The sequence below is a fragment of the Rhodococcus baikonurensis genome (assembly GCF_040489275.1).
GTDB lineage: Bacteria > Actinomycetota > Actinomycetes > Mycobacteriales > Mycobacteriaceae > Rhodococcus_F > Rhodococcus_F baikonurensis.
The window spans coordinates 166,304-192,581 of record NZ_JBEUOQ010000005.1; the positions used below are offsets into that span (position 1 = coordinate 166,304).

Here is a 26,278-nt window from a genome sequence, read left to right on the forward strand (position 1 = left end):
GAACAGACTACGGACAACACGCCTTTGCACGTTGATTACCAGCCATTTCGATCGTTCGGGTCGTCGTTTTCTACGATCGGCCGCTGCAGTGGCTGCTGTGGCGGCTGCTGCGTCGAATCGAAAACCTGGTGATACAGGAGGGCGTGAACATGCTCGACATCCGGAATGTCGTCGAACTCGAGCGGATCGTCACTGGCCGATGCGATGACCAGAGTTCCGGTCTTGAGCATTCGATCGATCAGGCCGTGGCGGAACTGAACATTGCTGATCCGCCCCATGGGAATGTCGATACCGGTGTGTGTGAGCACTCCGTGGCGGATGAGCACCCGCCGATCGGTGACGATGAAATGCGTGAACTTCCAGACCGTGAACGGCGCAACCGATCGCCAGGCCACGACGCCGAGCCAGATGATTCCGACGGCAATGGACGACACGGTGCGAGCCGTGCCGTCCAATCTCGTCTGTGCGAGGCCCAACAAGAACCCGGCGACGGCCGTCGCAAGCACGAACGTCAGCGCCGGAAGCACCAACATCTTCCAATGAGGATGGCGATGCAGTATCAGTTCCTCGTCCTGAGCGAGGGCGTCTTCGGGATATCCCATGACGGGAAGTCTGCCACCCCGCACCGACTTTCAGGCACACCGACTTTCAGGCACACCCGTCTTCAGGGCACGCTCAGGGCTGCGCGATCTTTCGCAGCACCAGCGGGGTCACGACGATGATGATGCCGTACAGCACCATCCATACGCCGACCACGATGCGGAAGACGTCGAGCGAGAGTTCGGGCTGCAGAAGGACGATCGCGCCCGCGACGATGCTGATGACTCCGAGCACGATCGACAGACCGCGATCGACGGTGTGCCCGGACGCTGCGTCGACCAGATCGAGAACACCGCGGAATACCCACCAGGCACCGATCACCAATGCGATCAGAACCACCGTCTGCAAAGGGCTACGGAGAACCAGGAATCCGAGGAGCACTGCCAACGCGCCGGAGATCGCGACAAGCGTCCGAGTTCCACCTGAAGCCGTCACGTCCGCGAACGAACGGATGATCTGGACGATTCCGAATCCGAACAACTGAATTGCAATGACAACCGCGACCACGAAAAGGGTGGCATCCGGCCATGCGAGTACCGCGATACCCAGGCCCAATGTGAGGACACCGAGCAGCACCGTCACGCCGGTGAGTACGCGGCGAGCGCTCTCGGCCGTCTCGGCTTCGGTCGGAACAACGATCGGTGTGGTCATGACGCCCCTAGGCAGCTCAGTAGATCCCGCAGATAAGTGAAATGAAGGACGGACGGTTGGTTCGAAAACCGGCCAGGGCCAAAAATTAGCACTTTGGTGCCAGAAAATCCGGCAAGGCTCATGATTCGGCTACCGGGGCGGCCCGAAGGTGCGTGATATCACCCGCAGCGACCGCAAAGGTCTCCCCGTCTGTTCCCTCGATCTCGATGACGACGCGGCCGGAAGTGTCGACGTCGGTCGCGATACCGAACACCTCCTTGTCGCCCGGCAAGACCGCGCGGACTCGTTTGCCCAGCGTCCCGCAGCGCTGCCGGTATTCGGCAGCCAACACAGATGTATCCCATTTCGATGATTCCCAAGCACGGAACTGCGTCGCCAACTCACGGGCGATTGCTCGAACGAGGGTGTCGCGGTCGACAGTCGATGCTTCTTCGACGAGGAGTGATGTAGCGGTCGGGACGGGCAGCTCCTCCACACCCAGGCTCACGTTCAACCCGATGCCCACCACCACCGCGGGATCGGGCGCAGTCCTTGCCACCTCGGCCAGAATTCCGGCAACCTTCTTGTCACCGATGAGAACGTCGTTCGGCCACTTGAGTTCTGCGGGCACTTCGGCCACGTTGCGCAGCGCGTCGACGACGGCGATTCCCGACAGCAGCGGGAGCCAACCCATGTCCGTGAGATTCATTCCGGGCATCGACAGCAGAACCGACATCGAGATCTGCGCTTGCGGCGGACTCACCCAGGTGCGCGAATGACGGCCGCGGGCACTCGCCTGATATTCGGCGATCAGAACGTGACGGTCTGCATCCGGATCTGCCGCTCGCGCAAGGAGATCCGCGTTCGTCGAGCCGGTCTCCTCGACCACGTCGAGGCGGTTCCAGAAAACGCGCGCGTCATCGTTGTCACTGCGCACGAGTGCGCGTCGTAGGGCATTGCCGTCGAGGGGCGGTCGGTTCAAGTCGGTCCACATAGTCCCAGCCTATGACGACGGCGAGAATGTACTGGTCAGTAGCTTGAGCCTGCAAGACAGCGACAATCGGACCTGCCTTCGAAGCCCCCCACGCACTCTCGTTAAGCTCACGTCCATGACCACTGTCCAAGAGCCGAACGCGCCGGAGGCGGCGGCCGCACCCGATATCCACACGACCGCGGGAAAGCTCGCGGACCTGCGGAATCGCCAAGCCCAGGCGCAGGCACCGAGCGGCGAAGCCGCCATCGACAAGGTGCACGCCAAAGGCAAGCTGACCGCCCGCGAGCGCATCACCGCCCTCCTCGACGAGGGCTCCTTCGTCGAACTCGACGCACTGGCACGGCACCGGAGTGTGAACTTCGGTCTCGCTGACAACCGCCCGGTCGGCGACGGCGTCGTCACCGGTTACGGCACCATCGACGGCCGCGACGTCTGTGTCTTCTCACAGGACGCCACCGTTTTCGGCGGATCGCTCGGCGAAATCTACGGTGAGAAGATCGTCAAGGTCATGGACCTCGCGATCCGCACCGGTCGCCCCCTCGTCGGCATCAACGAAGGTGCAGGCGCGCGCATCCAGGAAGGCGTCGTCTCGCTCGGCCTCTACGGCGAGATCTTCCATCGCAATGTCCAGGCATCGGGCGTCATCCCCCAGATCTCACTGATCATGGGACCCGCCGCCGGCGGCCACGTCTACTCCCCCGCGCTGACCGACTTCGTCGTGATGGTCGACGAGACCTCCCAGATGTTCGTCACCGGCCCCGACGTCATCAAGACGGTCACCGGTGAAGACGTCACGATGGAAGACCTCGGCGGTGCTCGCACCCACATGGTCAAGTCCGGCGTCGCACACTACGTCGCTTCCGGCGAGCAGGATGCCCTCGACTACGTCAAGGACCTGCTCAGCTACCTGCCGTCCAACAACCAGGCAGCAGCTCCCCGCGGCGAGATCACCGACCCGATCGTCGGTTCGATCGAAGACAGTCTGACCGCCGAGGACATCGAACTCGACACCCTCATCCCGGATTCGGCCAACCAGCCGTACGACATGCACGAGGTCATCCGTCGCATCCTCGACGACGACGAGTTCCTCGAGGTCCAGGCCGAGCGCGCGATGAACATCATCGTCGGTTTCGGTCGCGTCGACGGCCGCTCGGTCGGCATCGTCGCCAACCAGCCCACCCAGTTCGCGGGCTGCCTCGACATCGACGCCTCGGAGAAGGCCGCACGCTTCGTGCGCACCTGCGACGCCTTCAACGTCCCGATCATCACCCTCGTCGACGTTCCCGGCTTCCTTCCCGGAACCGAGCAGGAATACAACGGCATCATTCGTCGCGGCGCGAAGCTCCTCTACGCGTACGGCGAAGCAACGGTCGGAAAGATCACGGTCATCACCCGCAAGGCTTACGGCGGAGCGTACGACGTCATGGGCTCCAAGCACATGGGCGCCGACGTGAACCTGGCATGGCCGACCGCTCAGATCGCCGTCATGGGTGCATCCGGAGCAGTCGGATTCGTCTACCGCAAGCAGCTTCTCGAAGCCGCCAAGAACGGCGAAGACGTCGATGCGCTGCGCCTCAAGCTGCAGAACGAGTACGAGGACACCCTCGTCAACCCGTACGTCGCCGCCGAGCGCGGATACGTCGACGCTGTGATTCCTCCGTCGCACACCCGCGGACAGATCGTCTCCGCATTGCGACTGCTCGAGCGCAAGGCCGTTTCCCTTCCGCCCAAGAAGCATGGGAACATTCCCCTATGACCGCAACCACCGAGGACATTCTCAGCGAAGATGTCGCACTGGCGGAGACTGCACCGACCAACGGTGCGGTAGTCGAGGGAACCGCGACGGACGCGTCGCTCACGGAGCTGACCGAGACGTCGACATCCGACGCGTCGGTCATCAAGATCGTCAAGGGTTCACCCACCGACGTCGAGATCGCAGCACTCGTCAGCGTGCTCGCTGCCGCTGCCGGCAGTGGTCAAGCTCCCGAGTCGAACGTTCCCGCGGAGACCTGGGGCGATCCGACTCAGTTCCACCGCACGCGTGCGCCGTTCTCGCCGTACGCGTACCTGAACCCCGCGATCCGTCGCAGCTGACGATCACTCTGCTGACGTGACTCAACTGGTTCTGGCTTCAGCGTCCCCGGCTCGCCTCGCAGTTCTGCGGGCGGCCGGGGTTTCGCCGCTTGTACGTGTCTCCGGTGTCGACGAGGACAAGATTGCCGACAACCTCGGCCCCGACGCCGCTCCCGAAAAAGTCGTGACGGTGCTGGCGGAGGCCAAGGCCGCCGAGATCGTTCCCGGTCTTGCCGCCGACAATCTCACCGACGTAGTCGTAGTCGGGTGCGATTCGATGCTCCTGATCGACGGGCAACTTCAAGGTAAGCCGGGCAGCGTCGATATCGCCCGAAAGCGATGGGCCGCAATGGCCGGACGCAGCGCCACCCTCTTGACCGGGCACTGTGTCCTGCGCGTCGCCGACGGCCGCATCGTTCGCATGGCCTCGGATCACAGCGCAACAGTCGTTCATTTCGCGCAACCGTCCACCGACGATCTCGAGGCATACCTGGCAACGGGCGAACCTCTCCAAGTCGCCGGAGCATTCACGCTCGACAGTCTCGGCGGCTGGTTCGTGGAGAGGATCGAGGGTGATCCCTCGAGTGTCATCGGTATCGGATTACCTTTGGTGCGAACGCTTCTCGAGCGTGTGGGAGTTTCCGTCTCGGATCTCTGGCGTACTCAGAGTATCTTCTGACACGATTTCCCAAGCACGAGTTCGCCAAGCACGACGACCAGCCTCGCATCGGGTCCAATTCGATGCGAAGCTGGTCGTTTCATGTTGTCCCCGAGAAGCTCTTCTCAGGTTTTGAAGGTGGTGTTCGCCGGCCGCGGGTGCCGCTGCGGGTCGATCGAGGGCGGCGGGATGAACCACGGTTTGTTGTCGACCCCGATCCGGATCTCCCATTTGCCGACGAACCCGGATTTGCGGTGCATCAGCCGGTGATGTGAACGGCACAGCAAGACAAGGTTGTTCATCACGGTCGGCCCGCCGTTGGCCCAGTGCCGGATGTGGTGCGCATCGGTCCAGGCGGGCACGCATGTGCAGCCGGGGAACGCGCAGCCTTTGTCTCTCGCGATCAGCGCGACGCGTTGTTCGGCGGTGACCAACCTTTTTCCGGGTTTCGCATCGAGCGGCGCTCCGTGATCGTCGAGCAAGACGGTCGAGAGGAAGCAGTCGCACCCGAGAAGTCTGGTCTGCGATACCGACAGTGGTCCGAGCCAGGGCATGTGGCCTACATCGAGATCCGACACAGACCCACCACCATCAGTGGGTGTCGTGGCGCAGTCCCGGTGCTCGGCGAGATCCCGGGCGTTGATGTGTACGTTCACGTGCGGACGCTGCCCACCATCCACACCGGTCTTCGCGCAATCCAGATACCGGCGGATCAGTTCGGTGAACCCGTCCGCGGTCCGCGTCGCCGCCGACCGGGCATCCGGGGTTCCGTCCGGTGCCGGGGTGGGCATCGTCAGATTCGACAACGCCGACAGCAACATTTCGCCGGTGAGGGCATCGAAATCCCCACGCACCACCACCCGACCATTCAACGTCGACGCGATCCGGAGTTCGTTGCGGTCGACGTCTTCGGCGGGCGGAATCTCATCGGATTCGAAAACGCGCTCCAACGTCGCGATCACATATCGGACCTTCGTGGTCGTGGCCTCCACACCGGAAGCGGCAGCCAACAACAAATCGATGCACTTCGGTAGCGCTTCGTCCGGCATCCCCTTCGGCGGCGACTCACAAAACACCACGATCAAAACAGCGTGCTCGAACGAGCAATCCCCGCAATCGAACCGAGCCGCCACCGCGGGAAACGGCCGCAGCGCCGCACCCAACGCGGCGATCTTCTTCCCGTCCCGAACCTGCAGCATCGTGTTCGCCGCCAACCAGGAACCCACGCCGCGACTGTCGATCACCTGATCATCCGGACGCAACGACAACTCGTCGACCACTGCCACCCGAATGGCCTCGAGGCGGAGAATCTCCGCGCTCGCGGACACGGCAGCCTCACGTAGCTCCGCAGCCGTCAACTGCCACAGGCGTCCGCGCAACCCCACCGCAGAACCCGACACCACATCCGACAACAGAACACTCATTGAATCCCCCGATCCCCTGAAACACAGGGTACTCGAACACCCGTTCGAGTCAAGAGCAATTCTCAGACTGGCGAATTGACCCGAGGTAGGGCAGTCGACGCCAATCCGATACCGAGCGCAATTGCTGCGATGATCGCGAGTACACGGCGCTGAGCTTCGAGAAATGCTTCGCCGGCCGCCGCCCGAGTAGATGCGTACGCGGCATCAACTGCCACCTGAACGGATTGCCCCCCGGGGCCGGCAGTTCCTTCGCGGCGACACTCCGGCGCCACTTCCATCGGCGTTCCGGACGCCAATTGGCTTGTCGCGCAATCGACAAATGCCTTTTCGGCGATATCGACGAGACCAGGACTCACCCCGGCGGCTTCAAGATTCGCAACATACTCGGGCCGCTCCCCGTGCACTGCTTGCGGAGCTTGCCCAGCGACGAGCGAGAAGAACACCACTCCGATCAAGGCCAGTCCGATGGAGCTGCCAACCTGCTGAACGGTCGGAAGCAGACCCGACACCGAACCCGCGTGCGCGGGTTCGACCGTCGCGAGGATCGCGGTTTGCAGCGGTGCCACGAACAGTCCGAGCCCTGCGCCTCCGAGAAGCAGCGGGCCGGCGAGCGCGAGCCAGCGCGGATCGGTTCCTTCGTGCTCGAGGATGACCGACAACGCGATCAGCGAGCCGGCAAAGACGACCATCCCCAGGATCAGGACGCGGTTTCCGAGCATGCGGTACACCGCCGACGAGAGAACCGCCGCCACGCCCATTCCGACGGCCCACGGCAGCGTCATGACGCCCGCTCGCAATGCGGAGAACCCGAAGCCGAACTGAAGCGTGAGACTGATGGTGAAGATCAGGGACGTCAGGGTTCCGAAGAACACGAACGCAAGAACCGCGCCGATCGCAAACGCTCGGTCGCGGAAGAGTTCGAGCCGAAGGACGGGATCACCGCCGCGTTTCCCCAGCCGCGATTCGTAGAGCACGAACGCCAATGCCACCGGCACCGACATCGTGAGCATTACGACAAGACCTGTAGGCCATCCACGCGCCCTTCCCTCAGCCAGGGGAAGGATCAGCAGAAACAGTGCCAACGACGACAGCGCGGCGCCGATGAGGTCCAGTGAGCGCACATGCTCAGCGCGAGCATCGACGAGATGGAAATACCCGAGAATCAAGGCGGCGACGCCGATCGGGATGTTGACGAAGAAGATCAGGCGCCAGCCCCAGTCGAAGAGATTCCACTCGATCAGCAGTCCGCCCACCAGAGGCCCGCTGACCGTTGCCAGCCCTATCGTCGCGCCGTAAATCCCGAATACCCGCGGATGCCTCGCCTTCGGAAACAGACCGGAGATTATGGCAAAGGTCTGCGCGGACATCGAACCGGCCGCCAGACCTTGCAGACCGCGGAAGACGATCAGCATCGTCGCGCTCTGAGCGAGCCCGCACAGCAACGAGGCGGCGACGAACACGGACAGTGCCGTCAGAAACACGACTCTGCGACCGAACAGGTCCCCCAGCCGGGCCGCAGTGATCAACGAACAGGCAAAAGCCAGGATGTACACGCTGACCATGAGCAACTGCGCCGAGACGCCGGCTCGAAGATCGACGGCGATACTCGGGAGCGCGACGTTGACGATGGTCGCATCGAGAAGCTGCATGAATGCCGCTGCCAGACTCGTCGCCAACCCGAGCCAAGGCGTCAGAGAACCAGCTCGCCGTCCGCCCTTGTGGTCGGCGCCGACAGCGTCACCTAAAGGGTCCGGAAGCACCGAATGATCCTAATCGAACAGGACGCTTCTAGAACCTGTTCTTGTTTAGATTGGAGTATTTCGGACAATTCAGTCCCCCAGATGGGATAGTTCGTCGTCTGCCCATTTTCAGAGCAGGCTTCTCGACGACACACGCAGGAGTTCTTACTCGATGGATCTGAACCTGATCACCCATTGGCACCCGCTTCCTGGACGGGTAATCGAATGGGGCGTCACGCATGCTTCCGCTCAGAGAGCCGCCGAAGCCGAGATCGACCGAGAACTACCCCCGACCACGATGCAGGATCGCCACTTGCGACGCGCCCGCGTCACCGCAGAGAAGGGCGATCCGCAGTCTCCATGGATCGGCATCGCCTTCGATTTCGCCGGAACTCTCGACCGCGACGCCATGACCAGGGCCCTGCAGCGCTACGTCCGTCGCCACGACACACTCCACAGTTGGTTCTCGTTCGACGAGGCGACCACTGACGCTGCGGACACCTCGTTCGAGGTCCGTCGACACGTCGTTCCGGTCGAGAGCATCGAACTCGAGTACCGCGTCGGCGACGACGTCTCCGAATCCGAGGCGATCCGTGCGCTCGTCGCAACCAAGTTCGCCACGGAAACCAGCGCGCTGCAGTGGCCGGCATTCGTCTTCGGTGCCGTCGAGCACGACACCGACACGGAAACCGCGCCCTGTTTCACCCTGTTCCATGCCGTCGACCACGCTCATTCGGACATGAACTCGATGGTGCTGATGTACGCGGAATTGCGTCAGCTCTACGCAGCGGAAACGACCGGGTCACATCCCGAACTAGGCCCGGCGGGAAGTTACGCGCAGTTCGGCCGTATCGAGCGCGAGCGGACAACCGAGCTGACGATGCAGTCACCCGAAGTTCACAAGTGGCTCGGTTACCTCATGCGCAGCGGCGGCTCGTTCCCCGGATTTCCCCTCCCGCTGGGCGCCGAGGACGCCCCCAAACCGGCAATCGGTTCACGCTTCGATTTGGCCGACGACGTCGAATGCGAAAAGTTCGGTGCGATCTGTAAAGCCAACGGGGCCAACTTCATCGGCGGGATCTTCACGGCACTCGCGATCGCGGAATTCGAACTGGCCGGGCGCGACAAGTACATCGCTCTCTCGCCGGTCAGCACGCGAACCGAGGCCGACTCGTTTGCGCAGGGTTGGTACATCAACCTGATCCCCGTGGGAATAGACGTCGACGACAAGCGACGTTTCACCGAGTTGGCGAAAGTCGGGCAGCAGGGTTACCACGACGGCAAAGCGCTGTTGGACGTTTCCGTTCAGCAAGTCATCGACCTCGTTCTCTCCAGCATGTCGGACGAGAATTCTTCCGCTCCCGGCGGCCTGTCGAAGACGCTCACCCCGCCGCCGATCGTCTCGTACATCGACGGCCGACGCATGCCCGATCCATACAGTTACGTCGAGACGAAGGCAACGGGAATCGTCGGCGGCAAAGAGACTCAGATCGCATCGATGTGGATCAACCGGATGCACACCGGTACCTGGATCGCCGTGTCACACCCTGACACCCCCACGGCGCACGAATCTGCCACCCGCTTCGCCGAGCATGTATCCACCATCATCAAAACTGTTGCAGCTCAGGGCGACTACTCGTTCTCGGCACCAGAGGGAGCGTCCTGATGCATGTCACCTCGATCGATCGATACGGACTCGAGCCGGGAATCGTCACCGAATGGTCGCTCCAGCCTGCAGACGGTGCCGTCACCGAGTCCGAGGTACCACCGTCGTACAACCAGCATTTTCATCTCGAAACTGCGCGAACACACGGCATGGGCCGGAGCGTATGGATGGCAGCGGCATTCGATCTTCCGGGCGAACTGAATCGGCCGGCACTCGATCTCGCGTTGCGCCTGTTCATCAGTCGCCATGACACGCTGCACACAGGGTTCGAGGTCGGCGAGTTCACCACCACCCGAATGGGTCTCGACCCCGACGGCACACATATCGAGACTTCGGAACCGCTGAAGTTCGATTCCACCGAGAATCTGCGAGCGCACCTCAAGAAGCGATTCACGACGGTCTGCGATCCACTGACCTTCCCTGCCTACACATTTGCCACGGTCGAACGCGAAGAGCACTACACAGTCCTGAGCGCCTTCGATCACACACTGGTCGACGGGTACTCGTTGGTCATCGCACTCGGGGAACTGCGACAGATCTACGAGGGACTGATCGCCCTACCCGACCTGACCGACCACTCGGCGGTCGACGCAGTGATGAGCCGACTGGGTGACCCGGGAAGTTTCGTGCGGTACTGCGAACTGGAGGCCGACGCTCTACTTCCCGTCGACAACGACCCTCGAATCCGGGAGTGGGCAAGGTTCTACGAGATTTGCGGTGGTACTTCACCGAGTTTCCCCTTGGATCTCGGCGTCGAGGGCGGAAAGCCAGCGCCGCAGGGCGCCGATGTGCGCGTGCTGCTCGACGAGGAGCTGACGGCGACGTTCGACGAGATCTGCCTGTCCGCCGGCGGTAGCGTGTTCACCGGAATCCTCACTGCGATGGGTCTTTCCGTCCACTCGTACACCGGACAGGCGACGCTTCCCCTGCAATTCCCGCTGCACATCCGCAAAGATCCCCGTTGGGCCGACGCGATCGGCTGGCTCACCACCAGCGCGCCGATCACGGTCCGGATCACTCCCGACGCGGATTTCGGTGCATCCCTTGCACATACGCACGCGTCGTTCCGAGTTGCGTTGACGCTCGAGGGCGTCACCATGGCTCAGGTTCGAGATGCTTTGGGCGACAAGATTCGACGCACGCGCACCGACGTCTTCATGGTGTCGTACATCGATTACCGCAAACTGCCCGGCACCGACGATCACGATCTCCTCAACGCTCATCACATCAGCAACGTGACGGTCGCCGACGATGCCCAGTTCTGGATTTCGCGAACGAACCGTGGTCTCTCGCTGCGGTCGCGCTTCCCGGACACCGAGACGGCGAACGAAACCATGGTGAATTTCCTCACCGAACTCGACCGGATTCTGAGAGAGGTCTGCGCCCGGGGTGTAACCCCGATCGGAAGTGTCACCGAACAATTGAGAGATTCGAGCGTCGGAGCAGGAACACCGAGGATTTAGTGTCGGCAACGGGTACGAGCAGGCAGAACCTGCTTCCGGGCGTCTCCCCTTGCGCGCAGCGCATAGAATCGATCAAGTCCGTGTTCGAACCGAACGATTCGTCTTCAGGAGTACGCCCGTGCCCGTTGCCCCCGATCCCTCAACCGCGTTTGCCGAGTTCGCGCATCCCGACCGGTTGGTCTCGACGGAATGGCTCTCGGCGAATCTCGGTACGCCGGGCCTCAAGGTCGTCGAATCCGATGAAGACGTGTTGTTGTACGACGTCGGCCACATTCCCGGCGCAGTGAAGATCGACTGGCATCTCGACCTCAACGATCCGGTCACCCGCGATTACATCGACGGTGCGAAGTTCGCAGAGTTGATGAACCGCAAGGGCATCAGCCGCGACGACACCGTCGTCATCTACGGCGACAAGAGCAACTGGTGGGCCGCCTACGCACTGTGGGTCTTCACTCTCTTCGGCCACGAGGACGTCCGTCTTCTCGACGGTGGCCGCGACGCATGGATCGCCGAGAACCGCGACACCGCTTTCGACGTTCCCGACATCACGTCAACCGATTACCCGGTCGTCGAGCGCAACGACGCTCCCATCCGCGCATTCAAGGACGACGTTCTCGCACACTTGGGCGACGGACCGCTCATCGACGTTCGATCTCCGCAGGAGTACACCGGCGAGCGAACCCACATGCCCGACTACCCCGAAGAGGGCGCGTTGCGCGGTGGACACATTCCCAGCGCTCTCAGCATCCCGTGGGCGAAGGCAGCGGCACCGGACAGCCGCTTCCGCACCCGCACCGAACTCGGCGAGATCTACGGCGATCTGTCGGCCGAGGACAACATCGTCGCGTACTGCCGCATAGGCGAGCGTTCCAGCCACACCTGGTTCGTGTTGACCCATCTTCTCGGCTACCCGAACGTTCGTAACTACGACGGTTCCTGGACCGAGTGGGGCAATGCAGTGCGCGTCCCGATCGTCCAGGGCGAAGAGCCCGGCGCAGTTCCTTCCTCCGTATCGGCGTCATGAACGCTCTTCCTTCGGCTCTGGCCGAGATCGTCGACGACTTCGCAGCCGTGGGCGCCTCGGACAAGCTCACCCTTCTTCTCGAGTTCAGCCGAGAACTACCGCCGTTGCCGGCGGAGCTCGAGCAGAGCGCGATGGAGCCGGTCCCCGAATGTCAGTCGCCACTGTTCCTCTCGGTCGACGATTCGGACCGCGACAACGTCCGCCTGTACTTCAGCGCTCCCCCCGAGGCTCCCACCACGCGCGGCTTCGCATCGATCCTCGCGCAGGGGCTCGACGGTCACAGCGCCGACGAGATCCTCGGTGTACCCGACGACTTCTATTCGGCGCTCGGTCTCGCAGAAGCTGTGAGCCCGCTCCGTCTGCGCGGAATGTCGGCCATGCTCGCGCGCATCAAGCGGCACTTGCGGGGCTGAAAAACATGGAGTTCACCGAACTGGCCGACTATGCGATTCCGGCCGGCGCACTCGTCGAATGGTTGCCGTGCGCAACCGGGCCCTGGGTTCCGGATCCGCGGCCCGTCTCCTACATTCACGAGGCACATCTCAGCCGTTCCGCTGCAGGCGCAGGCGACAAGTCTTGGCTGGGAACAGCTTTCGAGATTTCCGGCCCACTCGACGTCGATGCGTTCCGAGTCGCTCTCGGCCGGTGGATCGATCGCCACGAAGTTCTGCGCTCGCATACCGTCCTCGAGCCGTCGAGCGGCGAGATCACCCGGCATACCGTCCCGATCGGCGGGATCGACATCGGCGTCGTCAGCCACGGCTACGACGCGTCCAGCCAGGACAACTTCGACCACCTTCACCGCTTGTTCGACGACTACGCCTCCCCGCACAGTTGGCCGTCGTACGTCTTCGCGACGTTGACGCCACGCGGTGGCGACGGTCCGTTCACCGTGTTCTTCGCGGCGGATCACTCGATCATCGACGGTTTCTCGATCGTCCTGGTCGCCCACGAGATCGGTGCGCTGTACCGCGAGGCTTCGACCGGTAGTGCTGCAAATCTGTTTCCGGTGGGCAGCTACGTCGATTTCGGTGCCGTCGAACGCGAGCAGATGGCCGACATGGAAGCCGAGAAGGCTGCGGTCGAGATCTGGCGTAAGGCTCTCGGTACGGACGGGTTACCCCAGTTCCCGCTACCGATCGGTGAACGTGGAACCGATTCTCAGAACGGCCTGTCGACCTGGCTGCTCGACGCCGACCAGTCAAAGGCCTTCAGTTCGACGTGCGCAGCCGCCGGAGTCGGGTATTTCGCCGGACTTCTCGGTGGTCTTGCGGCTGTGGGTCGCGAGGTCGCGGCGGCCGATCGATTCGAGGTCGTGACGCCGGTCCACACCCGCAGCGCTCAGGAGTGGGCGGGGGCGCTCGGTTGGTTCGTCGGCCTGTGCCCGGTCGAGTTCGCGGTGGGATCGGACTGTTCGTTCGGCGACCTCGCGTCCCGCGCCGCCGAGTCGATCGCTGCGGTCAAGCCTGCCGCCGCGGTTCCGTTCGACCGGATCGGCGAGCACCTCGGAACTCCGATCCGACCGCGATTCGTGGTGTCCTACATGGACGTTCGCTTTGTACCCGAGGCCGCTCAGTGGCCTGAGTGGAACGCGCGAGCACTCCGAAGCAAGGCGTACACGCACGACGTCTACATCTGGATCAACCGCACACCCCACGGCCTCAATCTCGCAGTCAGGTATCCAGGCAACGAAACGGCGAACGCCGCAGTCCACGCCTACGTGGCCGCACTGCGCCGGACCATCGACGACATCGTCACCGAACCGGACAAGCACACCTCCGACAGCTACTCATCGGTAGTTTTCGAAACCGTTTCCTAAGCCGGAGTGAGCTTTAGCGATCCGGTTACAACCAGCGTCGAAGCGATGCATACACTCCGAAGTGATGCCAATCCCCCGATGGTGAAATCCCAGAGGAATACACCGCGGAGACAGACTATGCGAACCACAGGAGGCTCAGTGCCCAGTCATGCCAGCGCGCACATTACGAAGGTGCTTGTCGCGAACCGCGGTGAAATCGCGGTACGGGTCATCCGGGCGGCCAAGGATGCCGGCTACGGCAGCGTTGCCGTTTACGCCGAGCCCGATGCAGAAGCGCAGTTCGTGAAGCTCGCAGACGAGGCATTTGCCCTCGGCGGACAGACGTCCGCCGAGTCCTACCTCGTGTTCGACAAGATCCTCGACGCAGCCAAGAAGTCCGGCGCCGACGCCATCCACCCCGGATACGGCTTCCTCTCCGAGAACGCCGACTTCGCCCAGGCCGTCATCGACGCAGGTCTGATCTGGATCGGTCCGTCACCGCAGTCCATCCGCGACCTCGGAGACAAGGTCACCGCACGCCACATCGCGGAACGCGCGAAGGCACCGATGGCGGCCGGCACCAAGGACCCCGTCAAGGGCGCCGACGAGGTCGTCGCATTCGCCAAGGAATACGGCGTACCGGTCGCGATCAAGGCTGCCTTCGGTGGCGGTGGTCGCGGCATGAAGGTCGCCCAGACCATCGAGGAAATCCCCGAACTGTTCGAGTCGGCCACCCGTGAGGCCATCGCAGCCTTCGGTCGCGGCGAATGCTTCGTCGAGCAGTACCTGGACAAGGCCCGCCACGTCGAGGCTCAGGTCATCGCCGACCAGCACGGCAATGTCGTCGTCGCCGGTACCCGCGACTGCTCACTGCAGCGTCGCTTCCAGAAGCTCGTCGAAGAGGCTCCCGCTCCCTTCCTGACCGACGACCAGCGCGCACGCATCCACGCGTCCGCGAAGGCCATCTGCAAGGAAGCCGGCTACTACGGCGCCGGAACGGTCGAGTACCTGGTTCAGGGCGACACCATCTCCTTCCTCGAGGTCAACACGCGCCTGCAGGTCGAGCACCCCGTCACGGAAGAGACCGCGGGCATCGACCTCGTGCGTCAGCAGTTCCTCATCGCCAACGGCGAAGAACTCTCCATCAAGGAAGATCCCACCCCGCGTGGACACTCCTTCGAGTTCCGCATCAACGGTGAAGACGCCGGCCGCGGCTTCATGCCTGCCCCCGGCCCGGTCTCCGTCTACCGTGAGCCCACGGGCCCCGGCGTTCGCGTCGATTCCGGTGTCGTCGCCGGCGACGTCATCGGCGGACAGTTCGACTCCATGCTCGCCAAGCTCATCGTCACCGGTGCCACCCGCGAAGAAGCCCTCCAGCGGGCATCGCGCGCCCTGGCCGAGTTCGAGATCGACGGCCTCGCGACCGTCCTCCCGTTCCACCGCCACATCGTCGAGAACCCGGCATTCGTCGGTGACGGCGAGAAGTTCGACATCTACACCAAGTGGATCGAAACCGACTGGGTCAACCCCATCGAGCCGTACGCAGGCGCCGGTGCTCCCGTAGACGACGAGGACGAGGCTCTGCCGCGTCAGAACGTCGTCGTCGAGGTCGGTGGACGTCGCGTCGAGGTTTCCCTCCCGGGCCAGTTCTCGCTCGGCAACGGCGGCGGCGCTGCCTCCGGTGCGATCCGCAAGAAGCCGAAGGCCCGCAAGCGCGGCGGCGCCGGCGGCGGAGCAGCATCGGGTGACGCTGTCACCGCTCCGATGCAGGGCACCGTCGTCAAGGTCGCAGTGACCGAAGGCCAGGAAGTCGCGGAGGGCGATCTGATCGCCGTTCTCGAAGCCATGAAGATGGAAAACCCCGTCAACGCGCACAAGGCCGGTGTCGTCACCGGACTGTCCGTCGAGCCGGGTGCAGCAATCACGCAGGGAACGGTTCTCGCAGAACTCAAGTAGGGCCTCCGGCCCCGTGCGCCTTTCCGGTAGTCCCCACTACCGGAAAGGCGCACAGTCGTTTGAGTAGGCTGTAACGATGGCTGACGTCCCCGACATTCGCATCGGCACTGCAGAACGCGAGCAGGCACTCGATCTTCTGAGCGAGCATTTCGCCGCAGGCCGCCTCACCGTCACGGAGTTCGACGAGAGAAGCGGAATCGTCAGTGCCGCAACAACTCGCAGTGAACTCGTTCCGGTGTTCGCCGATCTGCCGGGCAACTATCAAGCCCCCGGCACCGCTCCCCTGTCGATGGTGACGCCTCCCGACGCACCGGCGGAGCGCGGCTTCAACCCCGACTGGTCCGGTCGTGTCATGGCTGTCGTCCCGATTCTCGCGGTGATCCTGTTCTTCGTCACCGGTACGTGGTTGTGGTTCCTCGCGATTCCCCTGGCCGGTGCGCTGCTGTTCGGTACCGACCGGGAACGCAAGGCCAAGCGCCGCCGCGAACGGGACTCCGACTGATGGAGCCGATCGAGATCAACGCAGGCGGCTGGTATCTGCGGGCACTGCGCGCAGACGAGCGTGTGGACGACCGCCCCGCTCTGGCCGACGGCGGTATCACCGACCCCGATTACGTGAGTCAGCGGAGCGCTCAGTGGCACGAGAACAGCGTCTACTCCTGGGCAGTGTGCCAACCCAACACCGGTGAGCTTCTCGCCGAGGTCGTTCTGACGCCTCTCGACTCCACCGCCCTGCTCACCGGCTGGGCCCGCGACGGGCACAACGAGGCACTCACGACAGCTGCCGACGCCGTGACGAGGTTCGCCGAAGGTGCACTCGGGCTCGTAGTGGTCGAGGGGCAGACGAATTGAAGAACAACCGGTACTGGCCGCTGGCGATAGCCGTGGTCGTCGCTCTGATCATGCTCTTCTCTCCTGGCTCCACCGTGCCGTCCAGCCCGGAGAACACCGACAAGATCACCCACACGTTGATGTTCGCGGTATTGGCGATCACCTCGTTGCACGCCCGGATCCCGGTGTGGCTCACGGCGGTGTGGTTGGTGATCTTTGCCGCGACATCCGAGGTTCTTCAAGCAGCGCTGCCCATTTCGCGTTCGGGTTCGATCTGGGACGGCAGCGCCGATCTGCTCGGCATTGCCGTCGGGATCGGTATCGTCAGCCTCGTGACGCGGCATCGAAACGCCCGCAACGACCAGCCGAGCAGGTTCTGATCAGCTGAGCAGGTTGCTCCGCAGTTGTTCCTGAGTCGACGCGTCGATCTTCAAGCCGTCGGTGAAGTAGGCCTCGATGGATCCGTGAACCTGTGCGAGCTCTGCCATCGACGCCTCCAGGTACTCGCGCCTGACACCGAGGACACCTTCGAGCAGGGTCGGGTCGATACCCTTGGCCTCGAAACGCTCGAGGAGCGGCGCGAACATCGGCAACAGAACCTTGTTGGTTTCGAGGTAGTCCGCGAAGACCGCGTCCTCGGAAGCCCCCAGGAACAGCAGCAGCGCGGCTGCGGCCCAGCCCGTGCGGTCCTTGCCCGTGGTGCAGTGAACGAGTGCCGGCGAGCTGGCCGGCTGCGCCAAGTCGACGAACAGTTGCCGGTACGACGCGACCGCACTCGGCAAGGTCACGAAATCGCGGTAACTTCCCTGAAAGTACTCGAGCGCCTGGCCGCTGCCCAACGCTTCGGCAGCAAACGCAGGGTCGGCGATCATCTGCTGCATCTGAGCCGGAATGGCGCGATACTGCTTGTCCGCCAGGACATCCAGGCCGAGTTCGCGGATACCGTCCGGCGTCACGTCCGGTGCCGTTTCCCGTTCGGATTCGGTGCGCAGATCGTAGATCGTGACGATGCCCAGATCGGCGAGGGTCTGTGCGCCGTCCGCGCTGAGCGATGCCAGATCAGTGGAACGAAACACGCTCCCGGTGCGGACGGTGCCTCCGAAGCTCGATTCGGGGCCACCGATGTCTCGGAGGTTCGCCAGCGACGGTACGACGGAAGACAACTTCGGAGTATCGGTCATACCTAGAATGTATCGGGCGTTCGACCGTGCCGGACAAGAGCCGGACCAAAGCCGGACAGGGCCGGCGAAAGAAAGTTTGCGACGCATCATCTCCCGTAATTGCTGCGCTACAGATCCGTAACATGCTCAAGTAATCCTGTGGACATGCCTACAACGAATTCCAGTGGTCTCAGAGCCTTCGATGCGCTCGGAGACCACCAGGCAGTCGCGGCGCTGCTCGAGTGTTGCCATTCCGCCGTGTGGGCACAGGAAATCGCCTCGTCTCGCCCGTTCGCCGATCTGGAGGCACTGCTCGACAAAGCAGATGCGGTGCTGGCCGAGCTTCCCGAGTCCGAGATCGACGACGCACTGTCCGGCCACCCGCGAATCGGAGAGCGAACAGAGAGCGCGGCCTCGGCCAGGGAACAGTCGGGAGTCTCGTCCGCGACAGAAGACGTACTCGCGGAACTTCGACAGAAGAACGCCGAGTACGAGGACACATTCGGCCATGTTTACCTGGTCTGCGCGTCGGGGAAATCTGGGACGGAGCTCCTCGACATCCTTCGAGGCCGTCTCCGAAACGACCCTGCGACCGAGCGTTCCGTGCTTCGAACCGAACTGGCCGCCATCAATCGGATCAGACTCGCCCGTCTGATCGATTCACTCGCCGGAGGCGCAGCATGAGCAAGACCCTCAGCACGCACGTTCTCGACGCTACGACGGGCAACCCCGCGGCGGGGATTCGCGTCGAACTTCGTGATCGAGACGGCGCCACCCTCACCACTGCGGAGACCGACTCCGACGGCCGTATCCCCGAACTTGCTCCCGGCGGTCTGACTGCCGGCCACTACACCCTGACTTTCGACACCGGAACGTATTTCGAGACCACCGGACAAGAGAACTTCTACCCGGAAGTGACAGTGACCTTCCGGGTGGACGACACGGCACGGGGCTATCACGTCCCACTGTTGCTGTCGCCCTTTGCTTATTCCACCTATCGCGGGAGCTGAACACGTGACTACCGAAAACATCACAACCGGCAACATCACGACCGGCAATACAAGCGCCGAACGGTTGAGCGGATCGATCGAACTCTCGGGTCACCAGTACGGCAAAGCAGAAAATCGAGTAGTCCGAATCTACCGAGACACCCCCCGTCACGAGATTCACGACATCAACGTCTCCACTTGCCTGCGTGGAGATTTCGCCGATGCGTACCTCACCGGTGATCAGTCGAAGGTTCTGCCGACCGACACGCAGAAACAAACGGCCTACTCCTACGCCAAGGAAAAAGGCCTGATCTCGATCGAGACGTACGGACTCGAACTCGCCCGTCATTTCGTCGATGACATCGAACCGGTCAGTGGCGCGCGGATCGAGATCGAAGAATACGCCTGGGAGCGTGCGATTGTCGACGGCAGCGAGCACGACTACACCTGGATTCGGAAGGGTCAAGAAGTTCGGACGGCGTCGATCACCATCTCCGACGCCGGGACGGCCGATGCCGGGACGTGGGTGATCGGCGGCTTGAAGGACCTGGTGATCCTCAAATCGACCGGTAGTGAGTTCTCGGGTTTCCTCGAAGATCCGTACACGATCCTCGAGCCGACCGACGACCGCGTCATGGCGACGACGTTGGTCGCCCAGTGGCGATTCGTCACCACCGACGTCGACTGGGAATCGGTCTACGTGGGCATCAAGGCACAAATCGTCAAACAATTCGCGCAGGTACATTCACTTGCCCTGCAGCAGACGCTCTTCCACATCGGCAAGGCAATTCTCGAAGAGTTTCCGATCATTGCCGAGGTTCGACTGTCCGCACCCAACAAACATCATTTCGAATATGCACTCGGCCGCTTCGGAGTCGAGAACGACAACGAGGTGTTCCACGCCGCCGATCGTCCGTACGGCCTTATCCAAGCCGCGGTCAGCCGATCCGACGCGCCTGACGCGGGACCATCGTGGACCACCTATGCCGGCTGGTTGTCGTGACCGAATCAGCGCTCGGGACAACACTCGTCATCGCCAATGCCCATGTGGTCACGATGGACGGCGACCGCTCCGAGTACTCCGACGGCTACGTCGTGATTTCCGGCAACAAGATTGTCGACGTGGGGAGCGGAAAGGCCCCCGCGTACCCGAATGCGCATGTAATCGACGGCAGCGGTTGCCTGATCACACCCGGACTGGTGAACACACATCATCATCTCTACCAATGGATCACCCGTGGCCTGGCAGCAGACTCGACGCTCTTCGAGTGGCTGACCACGCTGTACCCCGTCTGGGCGGGTATCGACGCCGACGCCGTCCACGTGGCGGCCACCGGCGGCCTCACCTGGTTGGCAAAAACCGGATGTACGACCACCACCGACCACCACTACGTCGTCCCCCGCGACGCCGGTGATGTTTTCGAGGCCGAGATCACCGCGGCTGCGCAGGTCGGCCTTAGATTCCACCCGTGTCGTGGGTCGATGGACCTCGGTCAGAGTTCCGGCGGCCTGCCGCCGGATCACGTAGTGGAAAAACTCGACGACATCCTGACCGGCACACAGTCGGTGATCGACCGCTGGCACGACCCGAATACCGGGTCGATGTTGCAGATCGCGGTAGCTCCCTGCTCACCCTTCTCCGTGACGGAGTCATTGCTCCGAGAGTCCGCGACTCTGGCCCGTGAAAACGGCGTGCGTATGCACACGCATCTGGCCGAGACCCTGGACGAGGAGCGCTTCTGCCGAGAGCTTTTCGGTTGCACGCCGGTCGAATACATGGAACGCGTCGGCTGGGTGGGCCCGGACGTCTGGTACGCCCACGCAGTCCATCTCGACGACGCCGGTATCGAGACGATGGCGCGAACCGGAACTGCGGCGGCGCACTGCCCGACCTCCAATGCCCGCCTGGGAGCCGGTATCGCCCGTGCCGCCGATCTGGTGAACGGCGGGGTCACCGTGGGGCTCGGCGTGGACGGCGCCGCGAGCAACGAAGCATGCAGTCTGATCGAGGAGTCTCGTCATGCGCTTCTGTTTGCTCGGGCCAAGGGCGGACCGCAGACGATGACGGTGCGAAAAGCCTTGGAATTGGGAACGATCGGCGGCGCACGAGTTCTGGGCCGTGACAGCGAGATCGGATCGATCGAGGTCGGAAAACTCGCCGACCTGGCGGTGTGGAAACTCGACACCGTCGCGCATGCCGGCATCACCGATCCGGTGGCAGCGCTCGTACTCGGCTCGACTCCCCCGCTGAAGTTACTGCTTGTCAACGGGCGAATCGTAGTTGCCGACGGACGAGTCACCACCGTCGACGAGGACGTCGTGGCCTCGGATGTCGCACGCGCACACCGCGACCTACTCGGAAAGGCTTGAGGCCGCGATGGACCTGCACAGCGTCGACGAAGTTCTGGTGCCGCGGACCCGGGCCGAACTACCCTGTGCGTCACCCGGCATCGGGTTCATCGGCGGCGGCACCTGGCTGTATTCGGAACCGCAGCCGCACCTGACCACGCTCGTCGACTTGTCCGGCCTCGACTGGAGGGCAGTCGAGGTCAGCGATCACGGGATCGAAATCGCGGCCACCTGCACCATCGAGGAACTGTGCCGCGCCGAGCTTCCCACATCTTGGTCCGCCGCAGCGCTGTTCCAACACTGCGCTGACGCACTGCTCGCATCGTGGAAGGTGTTGCGATACGCGACTGTCGGCGGCAACATCGCGCTCTCCTTCCCGGCCGGAGCAATGACGACTCTGTGCACCGCACTCGATGCCGAATTGACGATCTGGCGACCGGACGGTACCGAATACTCGGTCCCCGTAGTCGATTTCGTCATCGACGATTCTCGCAACGTGCTCGGCCCCGGCGAGATCATCCGCTGCGTCCGAATTCCCGTGCATGCACTCACTGCGCGTACCGCGATGCGCAAGCTGGCACAGACGTCACTCGGACGATCTGCCGTGGCCGTGGCCGGACGCTGCGGCGCCGACGGTTTCACCCTGGCGATCACCGCCGCGACCCGCCGTCCGTACGCACTGAAATTCGACGAACTCCCCGACACCGCTGCACTTGCGGATGCATTGCGCAGCAGGATTCCGGAAGACGCCTACTTCACCGATGTCCATGGAACTGCGCCATGGCGGAAGGCGATGACCGAGCTTCTCGCCGAAGAAATCCGAGGTGAACTGGAATGAAGTACTCGGTGGACGGAGTTCCCCGCGACGACCGACCCCGCCCGGGACAGTGCCTGCGAACCTTCCTCCGCGAGCACGGAACGAACTCCGTCAAGAAGGGGTGCGATGCCGGAGACTGCGGCGCCTGCTCGGTGCTGGTCGACGGTCACCCCACCCATTCGTGCATCTTCCCCGCCCATCGCATCGGCGGCCACGACGTCGTCACCGCCGCCGGCCTCGGTACGCCGGAGAAACTTCACCCCGTTCAACAGGCATTCGTGGACGCGGGTGGATTCCAATGTGGTTTCTGCACCGCAGGAATGGTGGTCACCACATCAGCGCTGTCGGTAGAACAAAAATCCGATCTCGCGTGCTCGATGAAAGGTAACCTGTGCCGCTGCACCGGCTATCGGTCCATTCGTGACGCCCTCGCGGGTACATCCAATACCGAGACTGCCAAAATAGGCGGGGCCCAAGGGCGTTCGATCGCAGCCCCCGCGTCCGCACGCATCGTCACGGGGACCGAGCAGTACACCATGGACTTCTCCCCGGGTGAGAGGCCGATCGACCTGCTTCACGTCGCAGTACTCGGCAGTCCGCACGCACACGCACACATAACCCGGATAGACACGGCAGCAGCCGAAGCGGCGCCGGGCGTCGCCGCGGTCCTCACCTTTCAGGACAGTCCGGACGTGCTGTTCTCGACTGCCCGACACGAGGACCGCAACGACGACCCGGACGACACGCGGGTGTTCGACAGCACCCTCCGTTTCCACGGCCAGCGGGTCGCCGCGGTCGTCGCCGAAACTCCGACGCAGGCAGAACGTGCACTCTCACTGATCGAAGTCGACTACGAGGTACTCGATGCGGTGTTCGAACCAGATCTGGCACGTTCCCCCGGCGCTCCGCTCCTGCACGGCGACAAAGACGAGAGCTCACGGATCGCCGAGGCACCCCGAAACGTGGTTGCCGCGCTTCACGACGGCGTCGGCGACCTGGACCGTGCGCTCGCGGATGCGACTGCAGTCGTCGAAGGTACGTGGAAAACTGCGCGAGTCCAGCACGTAGCCTTGGAAACTCACGGCGCTGTGGGGTGGCTCGACGAGGACGACCGCCTCGTCATCAGGAGCAGCACACAGGTGCCGTTTCTGGTTCGGGACGAATTGGCGCACATCTTCGATCTCGATCGCAGCCGAATCAGGGTGTTCGCCAAGCGGGTAGGTGGAGGCTTCGGCGGAAAGCAGGAACTACTCACCGAAGATCTGGTCGCACTGGCCGTCCTGCGAACCGGTAGGCCCGTTGCTTACGAGTTCAGCCGAAGCGATCAGTTCACCATCGCACCGTCGCGGCACCCGATGCGGGTATCGGTCCGTGCCGGCGCCGATGCCGACGGCACTCTCACTGCGCTGGCCATCGACGTCCTTTCCGACGCGGGGGCGTACGGGAACCATTCGATCGGAGTCATGTTCCACGGTTGCGCCGAATCCATGGCGGTCTATCGCGCTGCGACCAAACGCGTCGACGCCGAGGCTGTCTACACGAACAACGTTCCGTCCGGCGCCTTCCGTGGCTACGGTCTCGGTCAGATCATCTTCGCGGTCGAGTCGGCCATGGATCAGCTCGCGGATCGTCTCGGCATGGACCCCTTCGAGTTTCGGCGCCGCAACGTCGTCGTACCCGGAGACGATTTTGTCGACTGGCACGTCGAGGACGGTGATCTCGAATTCGGCAGCTACGGACTGGACCAGTGCATCGACCTCGTCGACAGTGCACTGTCGAGCGGACGCGGCGAGGCTGCACCAGCAGGGTCGCGTTGGCAGATCGGTCGAGGCATGGCAATTGCCATGATCGCGACGATCCCGCCGCGTGGTCACTTCTCCGACACCACCGTCGCACTCGAGGCCGACGGTCGGTACGTCGTGACTATCGGTACTGCGGAATTCGGAAACGGAACCACCACGATTCACCAACAGATCGCGGCCACCGAATTGCGGACGACAGTCGATCGCATCTCTATTGTTCAATCCGACACCGATGCCGGCGGATACGACACCGGAGCATTCGGGTCGACAGGAACGGTGGTCGCCGGAAAGGCGCTCCTGATCGCCTGCGAGCGCCTTCGCGAGCGGATACTGACCCGTGCGGCGCGATTGAGTGGCCGCGCCGCGCAGATCGACGATCTTTCGCCGGACGGGGTCGAAACGTCCCACGGTTGCCTCGATTTCGCGACGCTACTCGAAGGTGGCCCGCTCGCCGCTGACGGTCGCCACGACGGAACACCGCGCTCGGTCTCGTTCAACGTTCACGGTTTTCGCGTTGCCGTCGACACGGATACCGGCCGGGTGAAGATCCTGCAGTCGGTTCAGGCCGCCGATGCCGGCACCGTCATGAACCCGGCACAACTCCGCGGGCAGGTGGAAGGCGGTGTGGGACAAGCGCTCGGTGCTGCGCTGTCGGAGGAGATAGTCATCGAGGAAGGTAGGGTGGTCAATCCGCAGCTGCGCAATTACCACGTTCCCCAGATCGGGGATCTGCCGATCACCGAGGTACTGTTTGCCGACACGTACGACAAGCTCGGCCCTTTCGGCGCGAAATCGATGAGCGAGGCGCCCTTCAATCCGGTGGCACCGGCGTTGGCAAACGCAATCGCGAATGCTTGTGGAGTTCGGATGTACTCCACGCCGATGACACCGGACCGGGTGTGGGGCGAACTCCAGGCGGGGGCCTAGGCTTCGCGTTCGAGTACGCGCTCGACGGCGTCGACCGCGTCGTCCAGTTCACTGGTCGTCACCGTCAGTGCGGGCCGGAACCGAATTCCTTGCTTACCCGTCGGCAGAATCATCACATGCTCGTCTTCCCGCAGTCGCTGGACGACGCGATCACGAAGGTCACTGTCCGCCAACGTGATCGCGCACATCAAGCCACGACCCCGAGGCTCGGTCGCCGTCGCGTAGCGCCCGCACACTTCGGTCAACCGGGTAAGGAGATGCGCGCCCGTGAATCGCGCGCGGTCGATCAGTCGGTCCTGTTCGACGACTTCGAGTATCCGCCGGGCGCGCACCATGTCGGTGAGGTTGCCGCCCCACGTCGAATTGATCCGGGAACTGACGTGAAACACATTGTCGTGCACTTCATCCACGCGGCCACCGGCCATGATGCCGCACACCTGCGTTTTCTTGCCGAAGGCCACCACATCCGGGTGCAATCCCAATTGCTGGTAGGCCCAAGCGGTTCCGGTGATCCCGCATCCCGTTTGCACCTCGTCGAGAATGAAGAGGGCGTCATTCTCACGACACAGCTCTTGCATCGCCTGCAGGAATTCCGGCCTGAGGTGATGGTCACCGCCTTCGCCTTGGATCGGTTCGGCGATGAAACAGGCTATATCGTCGGGGTTGTCGGCAAACGCTCGGCGCGCTTGATCGAGAGTTCGCCTCTCCGCTGCTTCGACATCGCGGCCGTCTGCCAGGTACGGCGAGTCGATGCGGGGCCAGTCGAACTTGGGGAATCTCGCGACCTTGCCCGGTTCGGTGTTGGTGAGCGACATCGTGTATCCGCTACGACCGTGGAAGGCCTCGGTCAAATGCAGGACCTTCGTCCCCAGATCGCGTGACAATCCACGGCTTTCGTTCAACCGACTCTTCCAGTCGAAAGCAACCTTGAGCGCATTTTCCACCGCAAGTGCGCCGCCGTCCACGAAGAACAAGTGTGGAAGCGCCGAATCCCCCAGGACACGAGCGAAAGCCGCAACGAACCGCGCCATGGGTTCGGTGTAAATGTCGGAGTTACTCGGCTTGTTGGAGGCGACAACAGCCAACTCCTGCTGAAATTCCTCGTCGCCGGTGATCGCCGGGTGATTCATCCCGAGGGCAGACGAGCCGAAGAAACCGAACATGTCCAGATACTCGGTTCCGTCTCGCAGGTCGCGAAGATAGGAACCTCGTGACCTTTCGACGTCGAGAATCAGATCGAATCCGTCGACGAGCATGCTGGCTTTCAACACCTCGTAGACCGGAAAGAGCGCACTGTCACCGAAGTCTCGCATCGCAGTACTCATACGCGAAGGTTATGTCAATTTTACGAGAGTGTCGATAGAACACCGTAAAAGTT

25 protein-coding genes are annotated in these 26,278 nt (G+C 62.9%); 18 read left to right on the forward strand and 7 right to left on the reverse strand.

Annotation, left to right across the window (positions count from 1 at the left end; all coding sequences use genetic code 11):
• Positions 1-35: 35 nt before the first annotated feature.
• From ABWI03_RS14140 to ABWI03_RS14150, 3 genes are all read right to left on the reverse strand, one after another.
• On the reverse strand, positions 36-602 hold the full coding sequence (locus tag ABWI03_RS14140; RefSeq protein WP_095969067.1) for a PH domain-containing protein: 567 nt from the start codon (positions 600-602) through the stop codon (positions 36-38).
• Positions 603-675: 73 nt separating this feature from the next.
• Positions 676-1,251, reverse strand: a complete 576-nt coding sequence (locus ABWI03_RS14145; protein WP_003941007.1) for an HdeD family acid-resistance protein — start codon at positions 1,249-1,251, stop codon at positions 676-678.
• 118 nt (positions 1,252-1,369) lie between these two features.
• Positions 1,370-2,224, reverse strand: a complete 855-nt coding sequence (locus ABWI03_RS14150) for a biotin--[acetyl-CoA-carboxylase] ligase (protein ID WP_124566422.1) — start codon at positions 2,222-2,224, stop codon at positions 1,370-1,372.
• Positions 2,225-2,339: 115 nt separating this feature from the next.
• Here ABWI03_RS14150 and ABWI03_RS14155 point away from each other — a divergent pair, with 115 nt between their 5' ends.
• Genes ABWI03_RS14155 through ABWI03_RS14165 form a run of 3 tightly spaced genes read left to right on the forward strand, consistent with a single transcriptional unit; the run spans position 2,340 to position 4,976 of the window.
• On the forward strand, positions 2,340-3,980 hold the full coding sequence (locus ABWI03_RS14155; protein WP_003940853.1) for an acyl-CoA carboxylase subunit beta: 1,641 nt from the start codon (positions 2,340-2,342) through the stop codon (positions 3,978-3,980).
• The gene (locus ABWI03_RS14160) at positions 3,977-4,318 is read left to right on the forward strand and encodes an acyl-CoA carboxylase subunit epsilon (protein WP_007731147.1); all 342 of its coding nucleotides are present in this window, start codon (positions 3,977-3,979) and stop codon (positions 4,316-4,318) included. The genes ABWI03_RS14155 and ABWI03_RS14160 overlap by 4 nt, the downstream gene beginning before the upstream one ends.
• A 16-nt stretch (positions 4,319-4,334) precedes the next feature.
• A complete protein-coding gene (locus tag ABWI03_RS14165) occupies positions 4,335-4,976 on the forward strand; it encodes a Maf family protein (RefSeq protein WP_124566423.1) in 642 nt (213 codons plus the stop codon).
• Between the two features lie 104 nt (positions 4,977-5,080).
• Here the strand turns inward: ABWI03_RS14165 and ABWI03_RS14170 are convergent, their stop codons facing one another.
• Together ABWI03_RS14170 and ABWI03_RS14175 are read right to left on the reverse strand one after the other, a co-directional pair.
• Positions 5,081-6,379 (reverse strand): HNH endonuclease signature motif containing protein, encoded by a 1,299-nt coding sequence (locus tag ABWI03_RS14170; RefSeq protein ID WP_298778236.1) that lies wholly within the window; start codon positions 6,377-6,379, stop codon positions 5,081-5,083.
• Positions 6,380-6,441: 62 nt separating this feature from the next.
• Positions 6,442-8,139, reverse strand: coding sequence for an MFS transporter (locus ABWI03_RS14175; RefSeq protein ID WP_298778239.1), 1,698 nt, complete (start codon positions 8,137-8,139; stop codon positions 6,442-6,444).
• A gap of 151 nt (positions 8,140-8,290) precedes the next feature.
• Between ABWI03_RS14175 and ABWI03_RS14180 the strand changes: the two genes are divergently transcribed.
• The 9 genes from ABWI03_RS14180 (at position 8,291) to ABWI03_RS14220 (ending at position 17,236) form a co-directional block, all read left to right on the forward strand.
• Positions 8,291-9,784 (forward strand): condensation domain-containing protein, encoded by a 1,494-nt coding sequence (locus ABWI03_RS14180; protein WP_298778241.1) that lies wholly within the window; start codon positions 8,291-8,293, stop codon positions 9,782-9,784.
• Positions 9,784-11,247, forward strand: coding sequence for a condensation domain-containing protein (locus ABWI03_RS14185; protein ID WP_095969060.1), 1,464 nt, complete (start codon positions 9,784-9,786; stop codon positions 11,245-11,247). Before ABWI03_RS14180 ends, ABWI03_RS14185 begins: the two co-directional genes overlap by 1 nt.
• Positions 11,248-11,365: 118 nt before the next feature.
• Positions 11,366-12,271 carry a sulfurtransferase gene (locus ABWI03_RS14190; RefSeq protein WP_124566428.1) on the forward strand — a complete coding sequence of 302 codons (906 nt, stop codon included), beginning with the start codon at positions 11,366-11,368 and terminating at the stop codon, positions 12,269-12,271.
• Positions 12,268-12,684: a SufE family protein gene (locus ABWI03_RS14195; protein WP_095969058.1), complete on the forward strand. Its 417-nt coding sequence runs from the start codon at positions 12,268-12,270 to the stop codon at positions 12,682-12,684. The genes ABWI03_RS14190 and ABWI03_RS14195 overlap by 4 nt, the downstream gene beginning before the upstream one ends.
• A 5-nt stretch (positions 12,685-12,689) precedes the next feature.
• Complete coding sequence (locus ABWI03_RS14200; protein WP_124566429.1) at positions 12,690-14,090, forward strand: condensation domain-containing protein; 1,401 nt, start codon at positions 12,690-12,692, stop codon at positions 14,088-14,090.
• 138 nt (positions 14,091-14,228) lie between these two features.
• Positions 14,229-16,025: an acetyl/propionyl/methylcrotonyl-CoA carboxylase subunit alpha gene (locus tag ABWI03_RS14205; protein WP_095969056.1), complete on the forward strand. Its 1,797-nt coding sequence runs from the start codon at positions 14,229-14,231 to the stop codon at positions 16,023-16,025.
• 76 nt (positions 16,026-16,101) lie between these two features.
• A complete protein-coding gene (locus ABWI03_RS14210) occupies positions 16,102-16,527 on the forward strand; it encodes a DUF1707 SHOCT-like domain-containing protein (RefSeq protein ID WP_003940708.1) in 426 nt (141 codons plus the stop codon).
• Positions 16,527-16,877, forward strand: coding sequence for a hypothetical protein (locus tag ABWI03_RS14215; protein ID WP_166809782.1), 351 nt, complete (start codon positions 16,527-16,529; stop codon positions 16,875-16,877). Before ABWI03_RS14210 ends, ABWI03_RS14215 begins: the two co-directional genes overlap by 1 nt.
• Complete coding sequence (locus ABWI03_RS14220) at positions 16,874-17,236, forward strand: VanZ family protein (protein WP_298778252.1); 363 nt, start codon at positions 16,874-16,876, stop codon at positions 17,234-17,236. The genes ABWI03_RS14215 and ABWI03_RS14220 overlap by 4 nt, the downstream gene beginning before the upstream one ends.
• Here ABWI03_RS14220 and ABWI03_RS14225 read toward each other — a convergent pair whose 3' ends face one another.
• Positions 17,237-18,037, reverse strand: coding sequence for a tyrosine-protein phosphatase (locus ABWI03_RS14225; RefSeq protein ID WP_298778255.1), 801 nt, complete (start codon positions 18,035-18,037; stop codon positions 17,237-17,239). It abuts the gene before it with no gap.
• A gap of 144 nt (positions 18,038-18,181) precedes the next feature.
• Between ABWI03_RS14225 and uraD the strand changes: the two genes are divergently transcribed.
• The 6 genes from uraD (at position 18,182) to ABWI03_RS14255 (ending at position 24,900) form a co-directional block, all read left to right on the forward strand.
• A complete protein-coding gene (uraD, locus tag ABWI03_RS14230) occupies positions 18,182-18,700 on the forward strand; it encodes a 2-oxo-4-hydroxy-4-carboxy-5-ureidoimidazoline decarboxylase (protein WP_124566431.1) in 519 nt (172 codons plus the stop codon).
• Positions 18,697-19,026, forward strand: a complete 330-nt coding sequence (gene uraH / locus ABWI03_RS14235) for a hydroxyisourate hydrolase (protein ID WP_095969052.1) — start codon at positions 18,697-18,699, stop codon at positions 19,024-19,026. Before uraD ends, uraH begins: the two co-directional genes overlap by 4 nt.
• A gap of 64 nt (positions 19,027-19,090) precedes the next feature.
• Positions 19,091-20,008 (forward strand): factor-independent urate hydroxylase, encoded by a 918-nt coding sequence (gene pucL / locus ABWI03_RS14240; RefSeq protein WP_172436498.1) that lies wholly within the window; start codon positions 19,091-19,093, stop codon positions 20,006-20,008.
• Positions 20,009-20,061: 53 nt separating this feature from the next.
• Positions 20,062-21,375, forward strand: a complete 1,314-nt coding sequence (locus tag ABWI03_RS14245; protein WP_298778763.1) for an 8-oxoguanine deaminase — start codon at positions 20,062-20,064, stop codon at positions 21,373-21,375.
• Between the two features lie 7 nt (positions 21,376-21,382).
• Positions 21,383-22,192, forward strand: coding sequence for an FAD binding domain-containing protein (locus tag ABWI03_RS14250; protein WP_298778260.1), 810 nt, complete (start codon positions 21,383-21,385; stop codon positions 22,190-22,192).
• The gene (locus ABWI03_RS14255; protein ID WP_298778263.1) at positions 22,189-24,900 is read left to right on the forward strand and encodes a molybdopterin-dependent oxidoreductase; all 2,712 of its coding nucleotides are present in this window, start codon (positions 22,189-22,191) and stop codon (positions 24,898-24,900) included. Before ABWI03_RS14250 ends, ABWI03_RS14255 begins: the two co-directional genes overlap by 4 nt.
• Here the strand turns inward: ABWI03_RS14255 and lat are convergent.
• Complete coding sequence (lat, locus tag ABWI03_RS14260; RefSeq protein ID WP_298778266.1) at positions 24,897-26,225, reverse strand: L-lysine 6-transaminase; 1,329 nt, start codon at positions 26,223-26,225, stop codon at positions 24,897-24,899. The genes ABWI03_RS14255 and lat overlap by 4 nt on opposite strands.
• Positions 26,226-26,278 lie beyond the last annotated feature (53 nt).